The organism is Mycobacterium conspicuum, assembly GCF_010730195.1.
Classification (GTDB): domain Bacteria; phylum Actinomycetota; class Actinomycetes; order Mycobacteriales; family Mycobacteriaceae; genus Mycobacterium; species Mycobacterium conspicuum.
In genome coordinates this window covers 977,657-993,486 of sequence record NZ_AP022613.1, presented here as the reverse complement: position 1 = coordinate 993,486, position 15,830 = coordinate 977,657, and the positions used below count along the sequence as shown (strand labels likewise).

Annotated in this window: 17 protein-coding genes; 8 read left to right on the top strand and 9 right to left on the bottom strand. The window is 66.9% G+C overall.

Annotated elements, in window-relative coordinates; genetic code table 11:
- Positions 1 to 9: 9 nt before the first annotated feature.
- The 4 genes from G6N66_RS04735 to G6N66_RS04720 are packed head-to-tail and all read right to left on the bottom strand — an operon-like array spanning position 10 to position 4,217.
- A complete protein-coding gene (locus tag G6N66_RS04735) occupies positions 10 to 1,017 on the bottom strand; it encodes a zinc-dependent alcohol dehydrogenase (RefSeq protein WP_085231415.1) in 1,008 nt (335 codons plus the stop codon).
- Positions 1,014 to 2,210, bottom strand: coding sequence for a sulfotransferase family protein (locus G6N66_RS04730; RefSeq protein ID WP_085231416.1), 1,197 nt, complete (start codon positions 2,208 to 2,210; stop codon positions 1,014 to 1,016). The genes G6N66_RS04735 and G6N66_RS04730 overlap by 4 nt, the downstream gene beginning before the upstream one ends.
- Before the next feature lie 4 nt (positions 2,211 to 2,214).
- Positions 2,215 to 2,964, bottom strand: a complete 750-nt coding sequence (locus G6N66_RS04725) for an SDR family NAD(P)-dependent oxidoreductase (RefSeq protein ID WP_085231417.1) — start codon at positions 2,962 to 2,964, stop codon at positions 2,215 to 2,217.
- Positions 2,961 to 4,217 carry an alkyl sulfatase dimerization domain-containing protein gene (locus G6N66_RS04720; RefSeq protein ID WP_085231418.1) on the bottom strand — a complete coding sequence of 419 codons (1,257 nt, stop codon included), beginning with the start codon at positions 4,215 to 4,217 and terminating at the stop codon, positions 2,961 to 2,963. Before G6N66_RS04720 ends, G6N66_RS04725 begins: the two co-directional genes overlap by 4 nt.
- Before the next feature lie 42 nt (positions 4,218 to 4,259).
- Between G6N66_RS04720 and G6N66_RS04715 the strand changes: the two genes are divergently transcribed.
- Genes G6N66_RS04715 through G6N66_RS04700 form a run of 4 tightly spaced genes read left to right on the top strand, consistent with a single transcriptional unit; the run spans position 4,260 to position 6,594 of the window.
- Positions 4,260 to 5,030 carry an SDR family NAD(P)-dependent oxidoreductase gene (locus tag G6N66_RS04715; RefSeq protein WP_085231419.1) on the top strand — a complete coding sequence of 257 codons (771 nt, stop codon included), beginning with the start codon at positions 4,260 to 4,262 and terminating at the stop codon, positions 5,028 to 5,030.
- A 3-nt stretch (positions 5,031 to 5,033) separates the two neighbouring features.
- Positions 5,034 to 5,636, top strand: a complete 603-nt coding sequence (locus G6N66_RS04710; protein WP_085231420.1) for a TetR/AcrR family transcriptional regulator — start codon at positions 5,034 to 5,036, stop codon at positions 5,634 to 5,636.
- 12 nt (positions 5,637 to 5,648) lie between these two features.
- Positions 5,649 to 6,350, top strand: a complete 702-nt coding sequence (locus G6N66_RS04705) for a DUF4386 family protein (RefSeq protein WP_139825053.1) — start codon at positions 5,649 to 5,651, stop codon at positions 6,348 to 6,350.
- 16 nt (positions 6,351 to 6,366) lie between these two features.
- Entirely contained in the window at positions 6,367 to 6,594 is a 228-nt protein-coding gene (locus G6N66_RS04700; RefSeq protein ID WP_139825054.1) for a hypothetical protein, read from the top strand.
- Positions 6,595 to 6,603: 9 nt separating this feature from the next.
- On the opposite strand, the gene G6N66_RS04695 is transcribed toward G6N66_RS04700, so the two are convergent.
- The 3 genes from G6N66_RS04695 to G6N66_RS04685 form a co-directional block, all read right to left on the bottom strand.
- Positions 6,604 to 7,473: a 3-hydroxyacyl-CoA dehydrogenase family protein gene (locus tag G6N66_RS04695; RefSeq protein ID WP_085231423.1), complete on the bottom strand. Its 870-nt coding sequence runs from the start codon at positions 7,471 to 7,473 to the stop codon at positions 6,604 to 6,606.
- Positions 7,474 to 7,482: 9 nt separating this feature from the next.
- The gene (locus G6N66_RS04690; protein WP_085231424.1) at positions 7,483 to 8,190 is read right to left on the bottom strand and encodes a methyltransferase domain-containing protein; all 708 of its coding nucleotides are present in this window, start codon (positions 8,188 to 8,190) and stop codon (positions 7,483 to 7,485) included.
- A gap of 131 nt (positions 8,191 to 8,321) precedes the next feature.
- Complete coding sequence (locus tag G6N66_RS04685) at positions 8,322 to 9,086, bottom strand: SOS response-associated peptidase (protein ID WP_085231425.1); 765 nt, start codon at positions 9,084 to 9,086, stop codon at positions 8,322 to 8,324.
- 43 nt (positions 9,087 to 9,129) lie between these two features.
- On the opposite strand from G6N66_RS04685, the gene aroA reads away from it, so the two are divergent.
- Both aroA and rsgA read left to right on the top strand, forming a co-directional pair.
- Positions 9,130 to 10,404, top strand: coding sequence for a 3-phosphoshikimate 1-carboxyvinyltransferase (aroA, locus tag G6N66_RS04680; protein WP_139825055.1), 1,275 nt, complete (start codon positions 9,130 to 9,132; stop codon positions 10,402 to 10,404).
- Complete coding sequence (rsgA, locus tag G6N66_RS04675; protein WP_085231427.1) at positions 10,401 to 11,381, top strand: ribosome small subunit-dependent GTPase A; 981 nt, start codon at positions 10,401 to 10,403, stop codon at positions 11,379 to 11,381. The genes aroA and rsgA overlap by 4 nt, the downstream gene beginning before the upstream one ends.
- A gap of 72 nt (positions 11,382 to 11,453) precedes the next feature.
- On the opposite strand, the gene G6N66_RS04670 is transcribed toward rsgA, so the two are convergent.
- Entirely contained in the window at positions 11,454 to 11,927 is a 474-nt protein-coding gene (locus tag G6N66_RS04670) for a winged helix-turn-helix transcriptional regulator (protein WP_085231428.1), read from the bottom strand.
- 94 nt (positions 11,928 to 12,021) lie between these two features.
- Between G6N66_RS04670 and G6N66_RS04665 the strand changes: the two genes are divergently transcribed.
- Both G6N66_RS04665 and G6N66_RS04660 read left to right on the top strand, forming a co-directional pair.
- A complete protein-coding gene (locus tag G6N66_RS04665; RefSeq protein ID WP_085231429.1) occupies positions 12,022 to 13,209 on the top strand; it encodes a thiolase family protein in 1,188 nt (395 codons plus the stop codon).
- Between the two features lie 98 nt (positions 13,210 to 13,307).
- Positions 13,308 to 14,054: a hypothetical protein gene (locus G6N66_RS04660; protein ID WP_085231430.1), complete on the top strand. Its 747-nt coding sequence runs from the start codon at positions 13,308 to 13,310 to the stop codon at positions 14,052 to 14,054.
- 370 nt (positions 14,055 to 14,424) lie between these two features.
- On the opposite strand, the gene G6N66_RS04655 is transcribed toward G6N66_RS04660, so the two are convergent.
- A complete protein-coding gene (locus G6N66_RS04655) occupies positions 14,425 to 15,732 on the bottom strand; it encodes a carboxylesterase family protein (protein ID WP_139825056.1) in 1,308 nt (435 codons plus the stop codon).
- Positions 15,733 to 15,830 lie beyond the last annotated feature (98 nt).

Genomic DNA, 15,830 nt, shown 5'->3' with positions numbered 1-15,830 from the left:
CGCGAGCGGTTAAAAGGTGACCACGACCTTGTCGGTGGCGCCCGGCGTGCTGGCGAGGTCGAGTGCTTCCATGACGTTGTCGAACGCGATGGTGTGGCTGACGATCAACGCGTACTTTTCCCAATTCGCGACGAGATCGGCGGTCACCTGGAAGATTTCGTCGGGATAGCCCATCGATCCGACGATGGTGATCTCGTTGCTCATCACGTTGACGAACTCGACCGGAACTGGTTCTTTGTGCACGCCAACGATTCCGAGCGTGGCCCCCTTCTGCGCGGCGGCCAGCGCGGTGTTGACGACGGCCGGCACACCCGCGGCGTCGAGGTAGATGTTGGTGCCGGCCTTGCCGCCGAACATCGACGAGCCTTCGCCGTGCAGCTCGATCAGCCGCTGGACGACGTCCTCGTCGGCGGAGTTGATGACGGCGTCGGCGCCGATCTTCAGCGCCTTGTCCAGCCGGGACGCGATGAGGTCGATGACCACGACATGGCTGACGCCAAGGGATTTGAAGGCCAGCGTGGCGCCCAGTCCGATCGGGCCGGCACCGAAGATGGCGACCTTGTCCGACGGTTTGGGTTTGCACTGGTTTGCGCCGTGGCGCGCGACGGCCATCGGTTCGTTGAGGGCGGCGACTTCCCACGGGATGTGGGAGGGAATGACTTCGAGGCTCTTTCCGCGGACGGCGTTTCGGATCAACAGGTAGTTGGCCAGGGCTCCTGCGGCCCCTCCGTTGCCGATGATGTCATCGGGGGCCGCCATCGGGTTGATGACGACGTGATCACCGACGGCGATGCCGGAGACGTTGGCGCCGACCTCGACGACCTCGCCCGCGGGTTCATGGCCGAGCGGCGTGCGTCCCTGGCGCGGCGGGATGCCGCCGATGGTGATGTAGAACGCGTCCGAGCCGCAGATGCCGCAGGCCCGCATCGCGACCAGCACGTCGTCCGGCCCGGCCTGGGGGCGTTCGGCGTCGACGACTTCCGCCTTGCCCGGCCCGGTCACCATGGTTGCTTTCACGGCGTGCCCTCCAGTTCGATATCGAAGGTGTCCAGGTATTCGGCGAAGATCGGTTCGAGTTGTTCGACGCTCAGGCCGTACTGGTCGAGGCTGTAGGTGTTCAACGCGAACAGGTCCTGCGGGTGTTCGGCGAGCCAATTGCGCATGCGCGCTTCGGTTTCCGCGGTGAGTGGCTCGTCGGCCCATTCGTAGATGCGGCGCATGACGTCCATCGGGTCGCGCATCATCTCGTGGTAGTACATGTGGAAGAACCGTTCGTCGCCGATGCGTTTCCGCGCGCGCAGCGGCCGGTCGACGTGGTAGCTCATCTGCCACATCGCGGCGCGACCCATCTCGGTCTGATCCACCAGCTCGGTGTTCATCACCAGGCTCTGCGGCAGCCGCCACAGGTTGCACAGCGAGCCCGTCGCCTTGTAGGGGTCGCGGTGCGCCCAGATCAATCTCGCATCGGGAAACACCTTCAGCAACGCTTCGATGTGTACCGAATGCGACGGCATCTTCAGGCTCCAGGTGCCGGGCGCCTTGGATTGCAGCACTTGCAGATACCGCTTCTGGTATTCGTAGGTGCTGGTCATGTCGGTCTCGTCGAACAGCCAGCGGGCGTAGCGATCCGTCGGGAGGAAGGAGTCCCAGGACAGGCCCTTGAAGTCCTGGTTGTGGATGAACATGTCCTCGGTGGGCCCGTCGGCGTCTTCCCAGTGCGGCAGCGGCATTTTCGCCTGCTTGACGAGCTCCAGGATGTTGCGCTGTTCCTCCAGCAGGGCCAGACATCGCGGATCGGTGCGCAGCGTCTCGGTGGTGGCCGGCGGTATCGGGTGCACGCACTGCCAGTGCAGCAGCGATCGGCGTGCCGGGTCCTGGTCGAGCAGGTAGCTGATCACGGTCGTGCCGGTGCGCGGCATGCCCAGCACGATCAGCGGACGCTCGACCGGCGCGTCGAGCACCTCGGGGTGGGCCTGGATGTAGTCGTGGACCTGCAGGCGCCGGCCCAGGGCGTCGGTGGCGTCGCCCAGCACGCGTTCGCGGCCGAACGGCGTGAACGCCGGCGAGGTGTTGACCTCGTCGACGATGAGCGCCAAACCCTCACGCCAGGAGTCGGATTCGACCTCGCCGCTGCAGCCGGTGCGTTGGGCGGCGAGCTTGAGGACGTCGTCGGCGGTCGCGACGTTGGCTAATTCATTCGGGTCGCTCATGGCTCTAGACCGTCAGGTATCCGCCGTCGACGGCGATGGTGCTGCCGGTGATGTAGGACGCGGCGTCGGTGCACAAGAACAGCGCCGCGCCGGCACAGTCCTGCGGGGTTCCGGGTCTGCCCAGCGGTGTGTGGAAACCGACCTCGACATCCATCACCGCGGGAATATCCATGGCCGGGGCCGTCATTCGCGTGTTGATGAGCCCAGGGGCGATCGCGTTCACGCGGATTCCGTCGTTGGCCCAGCGGCGAGACAGGTTCATCGTCAACGCGATCAGGCCCATCTTCGACGAGGCGTACCCGGGCACGAAGACCGCGGAACGGAACGCCGACATCGAGACCACGCTGACGACGCTCGCGCCACCGGCGGCCTGGCTCGCCTTGAGCAGCTCGTGGCAGCGCATGGTCAGCCGCATCGGGCCGAACATGTTCTGCGCCACCGACGCGACGTAGCCGTCCGGGTCGTACTCGTCCCCGGCGGGATAGGGCCCGCCCGCGTTGTTGATCAGGATGTCGAGTCCGTCGAGTGAATTTGCCAGCGCATCAACGGAATCGGGCTCTTGGATGTGGCACTGTTGGTAGGTGAACGCGCTCAGGTCCGTCTCGGGATAGTCGTCGGCCGACGTGCGGGTGCCGGTCACCGTGACCGACGCGCCGGCCTTGGCGAATTCGGCGGCGATCGCGTTGCCGATGCCGCTGGTGCCGCCGGTCACGAGCACGTTGGCGCCGGTGAAATCGAAGGTGAGGGAATTCATTCGGCGGTCCTCAATTCGTTGATTTGTTTGGTGAGCCAGGCCCTTTTCCAGAAGTTGTCGGTGTCGGCCAGCAGCGCCTCGTGGGCGTCGGCGGCCACCGTGCGCGCGCCCGCGTGCGTCGGTTCGGCGGCCAGGACGAGGTCGGTGAGGTGCAGCGCCTCCACCGGGCGCCCGCTCGCCACGTGGGTGCGCGCCGCATCGATGAGCGCGTCGGCGCCGGCGGCACGCACCACGTCGCCGGCGACGGACGCCGGGGCCACGCCGTAGAGCTCGGTGGTGGAGCGGTGCTGGAACCAGCCGGCGTACATCTCCCAGATGGCGCGCACATTCCACGACGTCTGGCCATACCCCTCGCCCACGTCCAGGTGCTCGGGCACCCGGACTTCGCGCATCGCGGTGTAGAGGTCGCTGCCGGAGTTCATCAGCTCGACGGTGCGGTCGTGCACGGCTTGCATCGCGTCGCGCATCGCGGTGACTTCCTCGGCGATCCGGTCGGCGCCCTCGATCGGGGCGAAGTGGCCCGTGATCAGTTGCCGCGGCCCGTACGCCAGCACGGTGTTCAGCGCCTCGATGTAGAGGATCGGGTCGCGGTAGCGATCGCCGCGGATGGTCATCAGATTCGGCACGTGCCCGAACAGCGGCCCGAACAGGTTGCCGGTGAACAGGATTCGGTCCTCGGGCAGCCACACCACCAGCGCGTCGGTGGTCTCCCCACCCGGTGTCCAGGTCAGCTCGAAGGCACGCCCGCCGACCGTCAGGTCGTGGTGGCGGTCGAACGTCGTGGTCGGCTCGGGAAAGGAGAAGTCGATCGTGGCGGGATCGATGGTTTTGAAATGCTCCATCACCGCGTCGGAGAATTTCTGGAAGGCGAACGACGTCTTGGGCACGCGGTACCCCATCAGGCGCTGGTTGTCGTCGCGCCAGTAGTGGTAGTTGCGCTGCATCACAATCTCGGTCTCGAGGTCGGTGCCCCGTTCGCGCAGCGAGTGCACCCCGCCCCAGTGATCGGCGTGGCCCTGGGTGACGACGATGGCCCGCGTCGGGCCGGCCACGGCGGAGAAGGCTTTGCGGTGCAGCGGGCCCTCGAAGACCAGCCCGGCATTGACGATGACCCGCCCGTCGTCGGTGGCCACCGCGTAGGAGTTGGAGACCCCCGGCGACATCCAGATGTGGTTGCCCAGGGCTATCGCGGGGGTGTCGGTCGCCGCGGCGAGGTCGGCAGCTCCTGGACGCTCGCGATGAATCCCAGCCATGACTGGCGATCCTCTACAGTTCTAGAGGTAAAGTCAATATCCATGACACTGCGGGGTCTGAGCGACAAGGTCGCGGTCGTGGTCGGCGGCGCCACCGGCATCGGCGCGGCGACGGCCGCCCGGCTGGGCGTGGAGGGCTGCCGGGTGGTGATCGGCGACATCGCCGACGACGCCGCCCGTCAAACCGCCGAACGCATCACCGTCGCGGGCGGCACCGCGACCCATGTCGCCTTCGACCTGGCCGACCCCGACTCGGTCGCCGAGCTAATCGATTCCGCCGCAACGACTTACGGCGGCGTCGACCTGTTGTTCAACGTCGGCGCCGACATGAGCACGATCCGCGCCGACACCGACGTGGTCGACATCGACTTCGACGTGTGGGATCGCGTGATGACGGTGAATCTGCGCGGGTACGTGGCCGCGATGAAATACGCGATCCCGCGCATGCTCGACCGCGGCGGCGGGGGGATCGTCAACATGTCCTCGGCGGCGGCGTTCCAGGGCGAGCCCGCGCGACCGGCCTATGCCACCGCGAAGGCCGGCATCGGCGCGCTCACCCGACACGTGGCGTCCCGGTGGGGAAAGGAAAACATCCGATGCAACGCGGTCGCGCCCGGCTTCACCGCGACCGAGGCCATCCGATCCGTGCCGCAGTGGCCGGACCTGCAAGCCGGCGCGCTGAAACGCATCCGCGGAACCCGCGTCGGCGATCCCGGCGACGTCGCGGCACTTGTCGCCTTCCTGCTCTCCGCGGAGGGCGAGTGGATCAATGGTCAGGTCGTCAACATCGACGGCGGAACGGTTTTGCGCTGACTCATGGGCACCCCCGCACGCAAGCGCGACGGCGACGAGCGTCGGCGCCAGTTGAGCGACGCGGCGATTCAGGTGCTGGCCGAGCATGGATCGCGCGGCTTGACCCACGGGCACGTCGATCGCTACGCGGGGCTGCCCGAGGGAACCACGTCGTACTACTACCGCACCCGCACGGCGCTGTTGCGCGGCGTGGCCAAGCGCGTCGCCGAAATCGACTTCGCCAACCTGCAATCGGTGATCGATGAACCGCTCGATCCGCTCTCGCCGTTCGCACATTTGGCCAGGCTCACCATGATCCAGGCCGACGGGCCCGGGCTCATGCTGAACCGGGCCCGGCACGAATTGCTGCTGGGGGCCGCCCGCGACCCCGATCTCGCCGAGAGCTCACAGACGTTCGTGGCCCGGATCAACGCCATGACCCGGGACGCCATCGCCCACCTGCAGCCCGGCACTGACGACCCGGAACTGCTCGCCGCGCAAACGACCGCCGTCACCACCTTCATCGCGGGCGTGTTCACCCGGCTCGTCTCCGGGGACCGCACCATCAACGACGCCGAGCAACTCAGCCGACTGCTGGAGGCGGTCGCCACCGCCGTGCAGGCGTAGCGTCACATGACTATGACAGATACTCGTTCGGTTCGGGTGGGTGGCATCGCTGGAATCGTCTATGTCCTGGTCGCATTGGTAGCCGCGGCACTGCCCGGCGCTCCGCCCGAGGCGGACGGCCGGGCCGTCACCTACCAGAACTACTTCGTCGCGCACGAGCACGCGCTAGTCACCCAGGCATGGATGTACGCGTTCGCCGCCCCCCTGATGCTGATATTCGCGATATCGGTACACCGCGTGCTGCGCAAATCAGACGACGACGGCTACCTTGCCGGGATCTTCCTGTTCGGTACCGCAGCCGTCGCGACGCTGCTGCTGGTAACGCAAGCCATACAAATTGCCGTCGCCCAGCATGCGGACGCCATACCCGCCGACGTCGTGTTCACGGTGGGGGTCCATTTCCCGGGCGTCCTCATTGGCTTGTGGGGATTCTTCATGGCGGCAACGGCGTTCGCCTACGCGTACTGCGTGTTCGCCCATGGCGTGCTTCCTCGATGGACGGGCGGGCTGGCGGCCCTAGCGTTCATGGTGAGCCTGACGGCGACCGCGGGTGTGTTCTTCCGTACCGGGGCGTTCTGCCTGGAGGGCGGCTTTTCCGCATGGGCACCCGCCGCCACGACGGTGCTCTGGTACCTGGGCACGTCGATCGCGATTGTGCGGATACGCGACGGGGCTCCCGCCGTTGCGAAAAGCCCCGTATCGGTCGCCGACTAGGCCTAACGTTGTGGCCATGAAGCGATCGATATTTGCTGCGCTGGCTTTCGCGGGGCTGCTGACCACCGGTGTGGGCGTCAGCCACGCCGACACGATTCAGACCGAGGGCAACTACCCGACCCGGCAGGCGTGTCAGGACGCCGGCCCGGGCGTGAAGGCGTCAACCCCGGGTAGCTGGAACAATTTCTGGTGCGTCCCGGATCGAGTGGCGCCGGGCCAGTGGCGGTTGGTGCTCAGCAACTGACGGTGTCGTTTAGGTCGTTCGGTACGTGTAGAAGCCCTCGCCGGATTTGACGCCGAGCTTGCCCGCGTCGACATAGGACTGCAACAGATCGCGCACGCTCTGCGGTAGGTGCGGAAACTCGGCGGCGTAATGGTTTTCGATGTCGAGCACCACGTCGAGGCCGACCAGGTCCATCATCTGAAACGGTCCCACCGGTACCTGCAGGTTGAGCTTGAACATGCCGTCCACGTCCTCGGGGCGCGCCACGCCTTCGGCCACCACGGCCAGCGATTCGCGCTTGATGGCGGCCCAGATGCGATTGAAGATGAAGCCGGTCGACTCCTTGCGCGCCTCGAACGGATGCAGCCCAAATTCGGGTAGGACGGCCAGCAGGGAGTCGAGCAGTCCGCGGTCGGTTTGCCCGTCCGACATCAGCTCGACCGCGGGGAGCTCCGGTGGCATGCCGAAGTGCGTGTTGCACAGACGTGTTTTGTCGCGCACGTTGTCGGCCATCAGCCGCGACGGGAACGACGACGAATTGGTCCCGAAGATGGTGTCCGGCGACGCCGCCCGGTCGATCTCGCCCCACAGCGGGACCTTGATCTCGAGCTTCTCCGGGACGGACTCGACCGCGAGCCAGGCACCGTCCAACGCCTCGTCGAGTGACGAAGCCCCCACCGCGACGCCCACTTCGCCAAAGCCTCTGTCCGACAACAGTTTTGGCAGGCTTTCCGCGACGAACCGGGTCGCTTCGGCGCGCTGGTCGTCGCGCCTGGCGTAGATCCGCACGGTGCCTCCGCGACTGGCGAACATCAGCGCGATGCGGCGGCCCAGCGTTCCCGCTCCGACTACCGCGACCGGGCGGTCCCGGATGTCTTGGAATGTGTGGGTATAGGACACACCAGCATGCTAAATGGGCTGGGTCGCGACGGCCGGGCTGCGGCGGCTCACGCAATAGCGGAACAGGTGCCAGGACACGTCCGCGACGACCCCCGCCTCACGCAGGTAGGACTCCCAATCCTCGCGACGGAAGCTGCGGGCGATCGATATCGCCCCGTCGCGACGGATGATCCGGTGCCAGCCCATCACTCGACACAGGACGGGGAAGGCGTAATAGGCCATCGCATGCCGCTGCAGATCGGCGATATGCCAGCCGCGGGTGGCGTTTTGCTCGAGCCAGGCCACGAAATCGACGACCTGTTCGTCGGTGAAATGGTGAGCGACCTGCGAGCTGACGATGAAATCCACCGGCTCGGGTGGCAGGTAGGAAAACACACAGCCGGTTTGGTAGTCGATCTGCATCCACGACGGGGTCGCCGCCCGCGCCGCGGCCGAGCTCCGCGGATTGAGATCAATGCCCGACAGCTTCGCCTTCAGGCCACGTCGATCAGCCCACCGAGCAATCGCCCGGAGCAGATCGCCGTCCCCGTGACCCACATCCAGGACGGAAAATTCGGTCATCCCCGTGGTTGCCCGCCCCAACCAGCGCAAGGTCGGCCGGTGGGTGAGGGTCATGCGGTTGCACACGGCCAATTCGCTGAGCACGCGCTGATAGGTCACCGGATCAGTGGTGTCGCTGTCCAGCTCTTCAGGCAGCGTGCTGCGGATGGCGAGCATTATCCAATCATTTCGGCGATGCCGTATGCGGACATGCGAAGTCCACTACGTCATTGGTACTACGGGTGGTCACCCCTTAATCGGCGAAACTATCACTGTCGGTCGCAGGGTGGGGGCGATTCGCCACCAGCCTAGAGTAGCTTCATCTGCTCGGGCTCCGGCTCGGCGGGTTCCAGCAGCTCGGGTCCGTTATTGCGGATGCTGTTGACCAACGTCGAGACCTCACGCAGCTCGATGCCGCGGACGTCCGGCGGGCGGTTCAGCAACTCGGGATCCAGTGGGGCGTCGGGATTCAGCCAGGCGTCCCAGTCGGGCTCGGCCAGCATCAGCGGCATCCGGTGGTGGATTTGGGCCAGCTCCCCCACCGCGTCGGTGGTGATGATCGTGCAACTCAGCAGCGGGTCGGCGCCTTTGGCCGGTTTCCACACCGACCACAGCCCCGCGGCGAACAGCGGTTCACCGTCGCTGCGGTGCAGGTAGAACGGCGTCTTGCGGGATTTCTTGCCCTCGACATCGGGGTTGACACGCCATTCGTAGTAGCCGTCCATCGGGACCAGGCAGCGCTTGCTCTTGGCCGAACCGCGAAACGCCGGTGAGCTGCTGACCTTGTCGGCGCGGGCGTTGATCAGCAGCGGGCCTTTGTTGTCCGGCGCGCCGTCGGGACCGGCCTTGACCCACGGCGGGATCAAGCCCCAGCGCATCAGCCGCACCCTTCGGGTGGGGTCATCATCGGGCTCGGTGTGCCGCGTCACCACGGTCGCCACCGTCGTGGTGGGGGCGACGTTGTAGTTCGGCGCTTGAGAAGCCCCTTTGGCAGCACCCGATGCCTCATCGATGGCCTTGATTTTCTCAGCCAGCCGAGCCGGATCGGTCGTGACCGCGAAACGCCCACACATGACTCCATGGTGGCAGAGCCAGCCGACAAGGGAAGATGGACCGGTGAGCGCATGGCCGGCACCCGTCGCGGCTTCCCCCGTGCGCGCGACGGTGACCGTTCCCGGCTCGAAATCGCAGACCAACCGCGCGCTGGTGCTGGCGGCCCTGGGCCAGGGCACGTCGACCATCGGCGGGGCGCTGCGCAGCCGTGATACCGACCTAATGATCGGGGCGCTGCGCAGCCTGGGCTTACGCGTCGATGGGGACGGGACCGAGCTCACCGTCAGTGGCCGCATCGCGCCCAAGGCGGGCGCCCGCGTGGACTGCGGCCTGGCCGGCACGGTGTTGCGGTTTGTTCCGCCGCTGGCGGCGCTGGCCGACGTGCCGGTGACCTTCGACGGTGACGAGCAGGCCCGGGCGCGGCCCATCGCGCCGCTGCTGGACGCGTTGCGCGGCCTGGGTGTCTCCATCGACGGCACGGGCCTGCCGTTTCGGGTGCACGGCGGCGGGTCGGTCGCCGGCGGCACGGTGCGCATCGACGCGTCGGCGTCCTCGCAGTTCGTGTCGGGCCTGTTGCTGAGCGGGGCGTCGTTCACCGAGGGCCTGACCGTGCAACACACCGGCGCGACGCTGCCGTCCGCGCCGCACATCGCGATGACGGTGGCGATGCTGCGCCAAGCCGAGGTCGATGTCGACGACTCCGCCGCCAACCGCTGGCGGGTGCGACCCGGCGCGGTGGCGGCCCGACACTGGGACGTCGAACCCGACCTCACCAACGCGGCGGCCTTCCTGGCGGCCGCGGTGGTCACCGGCGGCACGGTGCGCATCACCGGCTGGCCCGCGACCAGCGTGCAACCGGCCGACGACATCCTGGACGTGTTGCGCAAGCTCAATGCCGTTGTCACCCAAGCTGATTCGGTCCTCGAGGTCAGCGGTCCGCCGTCGTACGACGGATTCGATGTCGACCTGCGCGCCGTCGGCGAACTGACCCCATCGGTGGCGGCGCTGGCGGCGCTGGCCAGCCCGGGATCGGTGTCGCGGCTGAGCGGCATCGCGCATCTGCGCGGCCACGAAACGGACCGGCTCGCCGCGCTGAGCGCCGAAATCAACGGCCTCGGAGGCAATTGCACCGAAACGCCGGACGGCCTGCTGATCACCGCCACGCCGCTCACATCGGGCACCTGGCGCGCCTACGCCGATCACCGGATGGCGATGGCCGGCGCGATCGTCGGGCTGCGGGTGGCAGGGGTGACGGTGGACGACATCGGCGCCACCACCAAGACGCTGCCGGAATTCCCGCGGCTGTGGGCGCGAATGCTCGAGGACTCCCGCGGTTGAAACCCGGCGACTACGACGAGTCCGACGTCAAGGTCCGGCCCGGAAGGGGCACGCGACCCCGAACCAAGACTCGTCCCGAGCACGCCGACGCCGAGGCCGCCATGGTGATCAGCGTCGACCGCGGCCGCTGGGGCTGCGCGCTGGGCGGCCGCGCCGACAAGCGGGTCACGGCGATGCGGGCGCGCGAGCTGGGCCGCACCCCGATCGTCGTCGGTGACGACGTCGACATCGTGGGCGACCTGTCCGGACGGCCGGACACCCTGGCGCGGATCGTGCGGCGCGGTGAGCGACGAACGGTGTTGCGGCGCACCGCCGATGACACCGACCCCGCCGAGCGCGTGGTGGTCGCCAACGCGGATCAACTGCTGATCGTGGTGGCTCTCGCGGACCCGCCGCCGCGCACCGGCCTGGTGGATCGCGCGCTGATCGCGGCCTACGCCGGCGGGCTGGAGCCGATCCTGTGCCTGACCAAGACCGACCTCGCGCCACCCGAACCGTTCGCCAAGCAGTTCGTGGACCTGGAGCTGACGGTGATCGCCGCGGGGGTCGACGATCCCCTGCTCGCGGTGGCGGACCTGCTCGCCGGGAAGATCACGGTGCTGCTCGGGCATTCCGGGGTCGGCAAGTCGACACTGGTCAATCGGCTGGTGCCCGAGGCCGATCGGACCGTCGGCGAGGTCACCGAGATCGGCCGGGGCCGGCACACCTCGACGCAGTCGGTGGCTTTCCCGTTGGCGGGTTCGGGCTGGGTGATCGACACGCCGGGCATCCGCTCCTTCGGGTTGGCCCACATCGAGCCCAACGACGTGCTGATGGCCTTCTCGGATCTTGCTGAGGCGCTTGAGGATTGCCCGCGCGGCTGCGGGCACATGGGGCCGCCGGCCGATCCCGAATGCGCGCTGGACGCGCTGTCCGGCGCCGCCGAGCGCCGCGTCGCCGCCGCCCGGCGACTGCTCGCGGTGCTCAGGGAGACCTGAAGCCTCCGCGAGCGCGCTCATATGTACGCCGACACGCCGTATTTGGCGTACATTTGGGGTCTTTCGCGGCTATTAGCGTGGCTTGATCAAGCGCATGCCGAGCTCGTCGGGCGACACCGGATGCCCTTCGGCGCAACGGATCTCGACGGAAGCCTCCGCGCCACAGCCCAGATGGGTCAGCCGCAGCCGGTTGTGGCCGGGCAGATGCTGTCGCCCCCACTCGAACATCGCCCAGATCACCGGCATGAAATCGATGCCCGCCTGGGTGAGCACGTACTCTTCGCGGCTGCGCTGCCCGGGCTCCTGGTAGGGCCGGCGGGTCAGTAGCCCGAGCTCGACCAGCTCCGCCAGCCGCGCCGAGGTGGCGGCCTTGGTGATGCCCACGCGGCGGGCGAAGTCGTCGAATCGGGTGGTGCCGTAGTAGGCCTCACGCAGGATCAGCATGGCGGACTTGGTGCCGAGCACCGCCATGGTCTTCTCGATCGCGCACTCCCCGACCGCCGACCATTTCTCGCGATCGGCCAGCACCCCTTGCAGGAATGTCATCTAAATCACCTCGATCCTGGGTTGCATTTAGTATACCTAGACGTTTATCTGGGTATAGCTAGCAATATCTAGCCTCGGGACTCAAGGAGGAGCCATGACCAGCTATCAAGGCCGCGATGCCGTCATCGTCGGCGCCGTCCGCAGCCCAATCGGCAAGGGCAAGGCCAGCGGGGCGCTGCACGACGTGCTGCCCGCCGACCTGCTGGCGCACAGCCTGCGCGAACTGGTGGCCCGCACCGGCGTGGACCTGGCGCAGATCGACGACGTCATCGCCGGCGCCGTCACCCAGGTCGGCGACCAGGCCGTCAACATCGCCCGCAATGCGTTGCTGGGCGCCGGCTTCCCCGAGACCGTTCCCGGCGTGACCATCGACCGGCAGTGCGGCAGCAGCCAGCAGGCGATCAGCTTCGCCGCCCACGGTGTGATCGCGGGCGCCTACGACCTGGTGATCGCCGCGGGCGTGGAGTCGATGAGCCGGGTCCCGATGGGCACTCAGGTCTTGCCGGGCAGCGACCCGTTTGGCGCGGGCATGGCCGTGCGCTATCCCGAAGGCCTGGTGCCGCAGGGCATTAGCGCCGAACTGATCGCCGCGAAGTGGGGCTTCTCGCGCACCGAGCTCGACGAGTTCTCGGCCGGCAGCCACGAGAAGGCCGCCCGCGCAACCAAAGACGGGCTCTTCGACAACGAGCTGATCCCGATCGCCGGACTGGAAACCGACGAGATCATCCGGCCCGCGACCACGGTCGAGACGTTGGCCACCCTGCAGCCGGCGTTCTACAGCGAGGCGATGAAAGCCCGCTTCCCGCAGATCAATTGGGAGATCACCCCGGGCAACTCGTCGCCGCTCTCGGACGGCAGCGCCGCGGTCCTGATCACCACGAGTGAGGTCGCCAAGAAGCTGGGCCTGCGCCCGTTGGCGCGGATCCACACCACCACCGTGGTGGGCGACGACCCGCTCTACATGCTGACCGGGGTCATCCCGGCCACCGAGAAGGTGTTGCAGCGCTCTGGGCTGACGCTGGCCGACATCGACCTGTTCGAGGTGAACGAGGCCTTCGCACCCGTCGTGCTGGCGTGGGCCGCCGACACCGGAGCCGATCTGGCCAAGACGAACGTCAACGGCGGGGCCATCGCGATCGGCCACCCGCTGGGTGCCAGCGGTGCTCGGATCATGACGACGCTGGTCAATGCCTTGGAGCAGCGCGGCGGACGGTATGGCCTGCAGACGATGTGCGAGGGTGGCGGCATGGCCAACGCAACCATCATCGAGCGGCTGAGCTAAGCGCGGCTTATACCGCATCGGACTAGGCCGAGCCTACATTTCGCACTGCTCCGAGTGTCTCCCGCGCTTTGCCGGATAAGACCTGTAACGATGGAATAGTGACAGATGAAGAGTGGGAAACCGCCTTGCCAGGTCAGGCGGTAGCCGCATTCAAACGGTCGACGTACAGCCTCGCCGTCGTCGCCGGGGCAAACGACTACGTAGCGACTGGCCTGAGGCATGGGATGCCTGCCGACATGGCCGCGCTTATTGACCGCGACTTTCAGTTGGCGCTCTTTCAGGCGACACCTATTATCGCCTCGGTCAGCATTTTCGAGGCCTACGTTGAGGACTTCTTCAAAGCCGTCATGACCACTAATTGGGAGGCACTCGAACACGAGCGCATCCTCGCCTTTAAGGGTCCGGCGCACGATCTCCCAGCCCCCGAAGGGGAAGGACTCGACAAGGCATATCGCGCAATGAAGAACGCCGCAGGAAAGAAGCCCGGCGTCGGGCGCTACGAAGACCTGCTCCGATTCATTGGACTCAGTGGCGATGCTCCCGATTTGGTCAAGGTCGAATTTTATAACGCTCAAGCGGTGAGGCATGTGTGGGCGCACAATGCGGGAATCGCGGATGATAATTTTGTACGCCTCGCACCGTATCTCGGCTACAGCAAGGGCGATCTTGTTGACATCGGTATGCGACGGTCGAAAGACTTCATCCTCGCTAATTCGGTCTACGGGATGGTGATCGCGAACAGATACCGCAAGCAGTGCGGCCTCGATTACTTACCGCTGGGGCCCGAAACGGAGGGAGAGGGTGCCATCCTTAAAGCCTTTCGGGACTTCTACAACTCCAGCTAATTCCGCTCAATTGCTTTGTGTTCAGCCACAGTCGCGATCTACCAGCCTCCTACGCCATCTCGTAGAACTGGCGCATGCGGGGCGGTCGTTACGGCCTGCAGGCCGTGTGGGGGACGGCATGGCCAACGCCACCATCATCGAACGCTTGAGTTAAGCCAGTAACGGCACAATTCGTTGCTCGAACCCGCGAGTTATGGTCCGGCTGTCACACGTTTGCCTTCGACGCCACACACGATGCGGCCGCGGCAACGGTACCGCCGGGCATTGCTTGGATGCATGGAACCATGCAGCACGCGGGCGGCCGCCGCGTCCGGAGTTGGTCAGCAATGGGAGCCATCAAACGCCGCACAACTCCCCGCCCACTAGTGGGTCAGATGCGCAGCGGCGAACTGCCCAGCGCGCCAATGCCGTTGTGCGCGAACGCAGTCCAGTAACCGCGCGTCTTGCGAGCCAACTCAGCGTCGATCGGGTGCGGCTCGGGGCCGAGCATTGGCGCGTCGGCCCAGCACTCGGGCGAGCCGAACAGCAGCGGCAGCTCGATACAGTGGCATGCGCGAAGCGGCGCGCCGGGCGGCGACCAGTCCACGCGAAAGGTCTTAGCGGCACCGCCATTCGAAGTCCAAGTCTTGGCGAGCTCCAGCGCGGGCCGCCGAAATATCCGCCTGGTGATCACGTCGCCGAGCAGTCGGGCGGCGGCCCGACCGGGTGCGCCAAGGCGGTGCAGTCGTTGCCCTCGCGGGTCCATGGCGACGAACGCATCGGCATCGTTGCGGGTGCAGCCAACGAGTAGCTCGACGCGGGGTGCAGCGTCGGCGATCCGGCGGCTTTCGTCGCGGGCCGGGGGCAATGGGTCCATGCCCGCGATGGGCGCGAACGGGAACCCACCGATCAGACCGAAACGTTGTGCTGTTGTCACAGCGGCGGTTTGAGCGTCGAGCAGTCGCTCGACGCTCGCCTCGCCCGGGGCAATGCCGCCGAGCGCGGCGCTCACCGCGTCTCGCATTGCCGCCGTCATCGCCTCCCTGCCGCGTCGCAGGCCGAGCGGGGCGCTTTGCAGGATGGCGCGCTGAAACAGACCCGCGGTCTCCCCGCAAAGGATCAACGACATCACCGAATCTCCGCCCGCCGACTGACCGAAGATCGTCACCCGGGAGGGCTCGCCGCCGAACGCCGCGATGTGCTGGTGTATCCACCGCAACGCCATGATCTGATCCCGCAACCCCAGGTTCTCTTCCCCGTCGGCGCGGGGATTGAGATACCCGAAGATGCCGAGTCGATAGCTGGCGGTGACGACAACGACGCGGCCTTCGGTCACCAGCGCATCGGGGTCATACTTGGGGGCCTCGCCGCTGCCCGACATGTATGCCCCGCCGTGGAACCACACCATCACGGGCAGCCCATCTGCGCCGCACGGCGCAGCGACGCTGAGTACCTGACATTGCTCGCTTCTCGGAAGGCCATCGGCGACTGGACCGTTGACGAAATCCAACCGCGACGGCAGCTGCGGGCAGGCCGGACCGCGCGAGGTCGCATCGCGCACATCGCTGTGCCTCGGAGCCGGAACCGGCGCGGCGAATCGTTCGGCGGTCGCGTAGCGAATGCCGCGCGCCCTGACAAGCACGCCGTCGTCTTCGACCAGCAATGGTCCGCAGCCCACTTCCAGGCGTCGCTGTGCCACCAGGTCACCGTACCCACCGCGGCCAGAGCCGCCACCGGAGTTTGGGAGCACACTGCACAGCAGTGCGAAACACCGGCGATGAGGCTGCGCTTGCTGGC

Excerpts from the sequence above, each read along its gene's own strand:
- G6N66_RS04730 (WP_085231416.1), bottom strand. The coding sequence starts at position 2,210 with ATGAGCGACCCGAATGAATTAGCCAACGTCGCGACCGCCGACGACGTC.
- G6N66_RS04725 (WP_085231417.1), bottom strand. The coding sequence starts at position 2,964 with ATGAATTCCCTCACCTTCGATTTCACCGGCGCCAACGTGCTCGTGACC.
- G6N66_RS04720 (WP_085231418.1), bottom strand. The coding sequence starts at position 4,217 with ATGGCTGGGATTCATCGCGAGCGTCCAGGAGCTGCCGACCTCGCCGCG.
- G6N66_RS04715 (WP_085231419.1), top strand. The coding sequence starts at position 4,260 with ATGACACTGCGGGGTCTGAGCGACAAGGTCGCGGTCGTGGTCGGCGGC.
- G6N66_RS04710 (WP_085231420.1), top strand. The coding sequence starts at position 5,034 with ATGGGCACCCCCGCACGCAAGCGCGACGGCGACGAGCGTCGGCGCCAG.
- G6N66_RS04705 (WP_139825053.1), top strand. The coding sequence starts at position 5,649 with ATGACAGATACTCGTTCGGTTCGGGTGGGTGGCATCGCTGGAATCGTC.
- G6N66_RS04700 (WP_139825054.1), top strand. The coding sequence starts at position 6,367 with ATGAAGCGATCGATATTTGCTGCGCTGGCTTTCGCGGGGCTGCTGACC.
- G6N66_RS04690 (WP_085231424.1), bottom strand. The coding sequence starts at position 8,190 with ATGCTCGCCATCCGCAGCACGCTGCCTGAAGAGCTGGACAGCGACACC.
- G6N66_RS04685 (WP_085231425.1), bottom strand. The coding sequence starts at position 9,086 with ATGTGTGGGCGTTTCGCGGTCACGACCGATCCGGCTCGGCTGGCTGAG.
- G6N66_RS04670 (WP_085231428.1), bottom strand. The coding sequence starts at position 11,927 with ATGACATTCCTGCAAGGGGTGCTGGCCGATCGCGAGAAATGGTCGGCG.
- G6N66_RS04665 (WP_085231429.1), top strand. The coding sequence starts at position 12,022 with ATGACCAGCTATCAAGGCCGCGATGCCGTCATCGTCGGCGCCGTCCGC.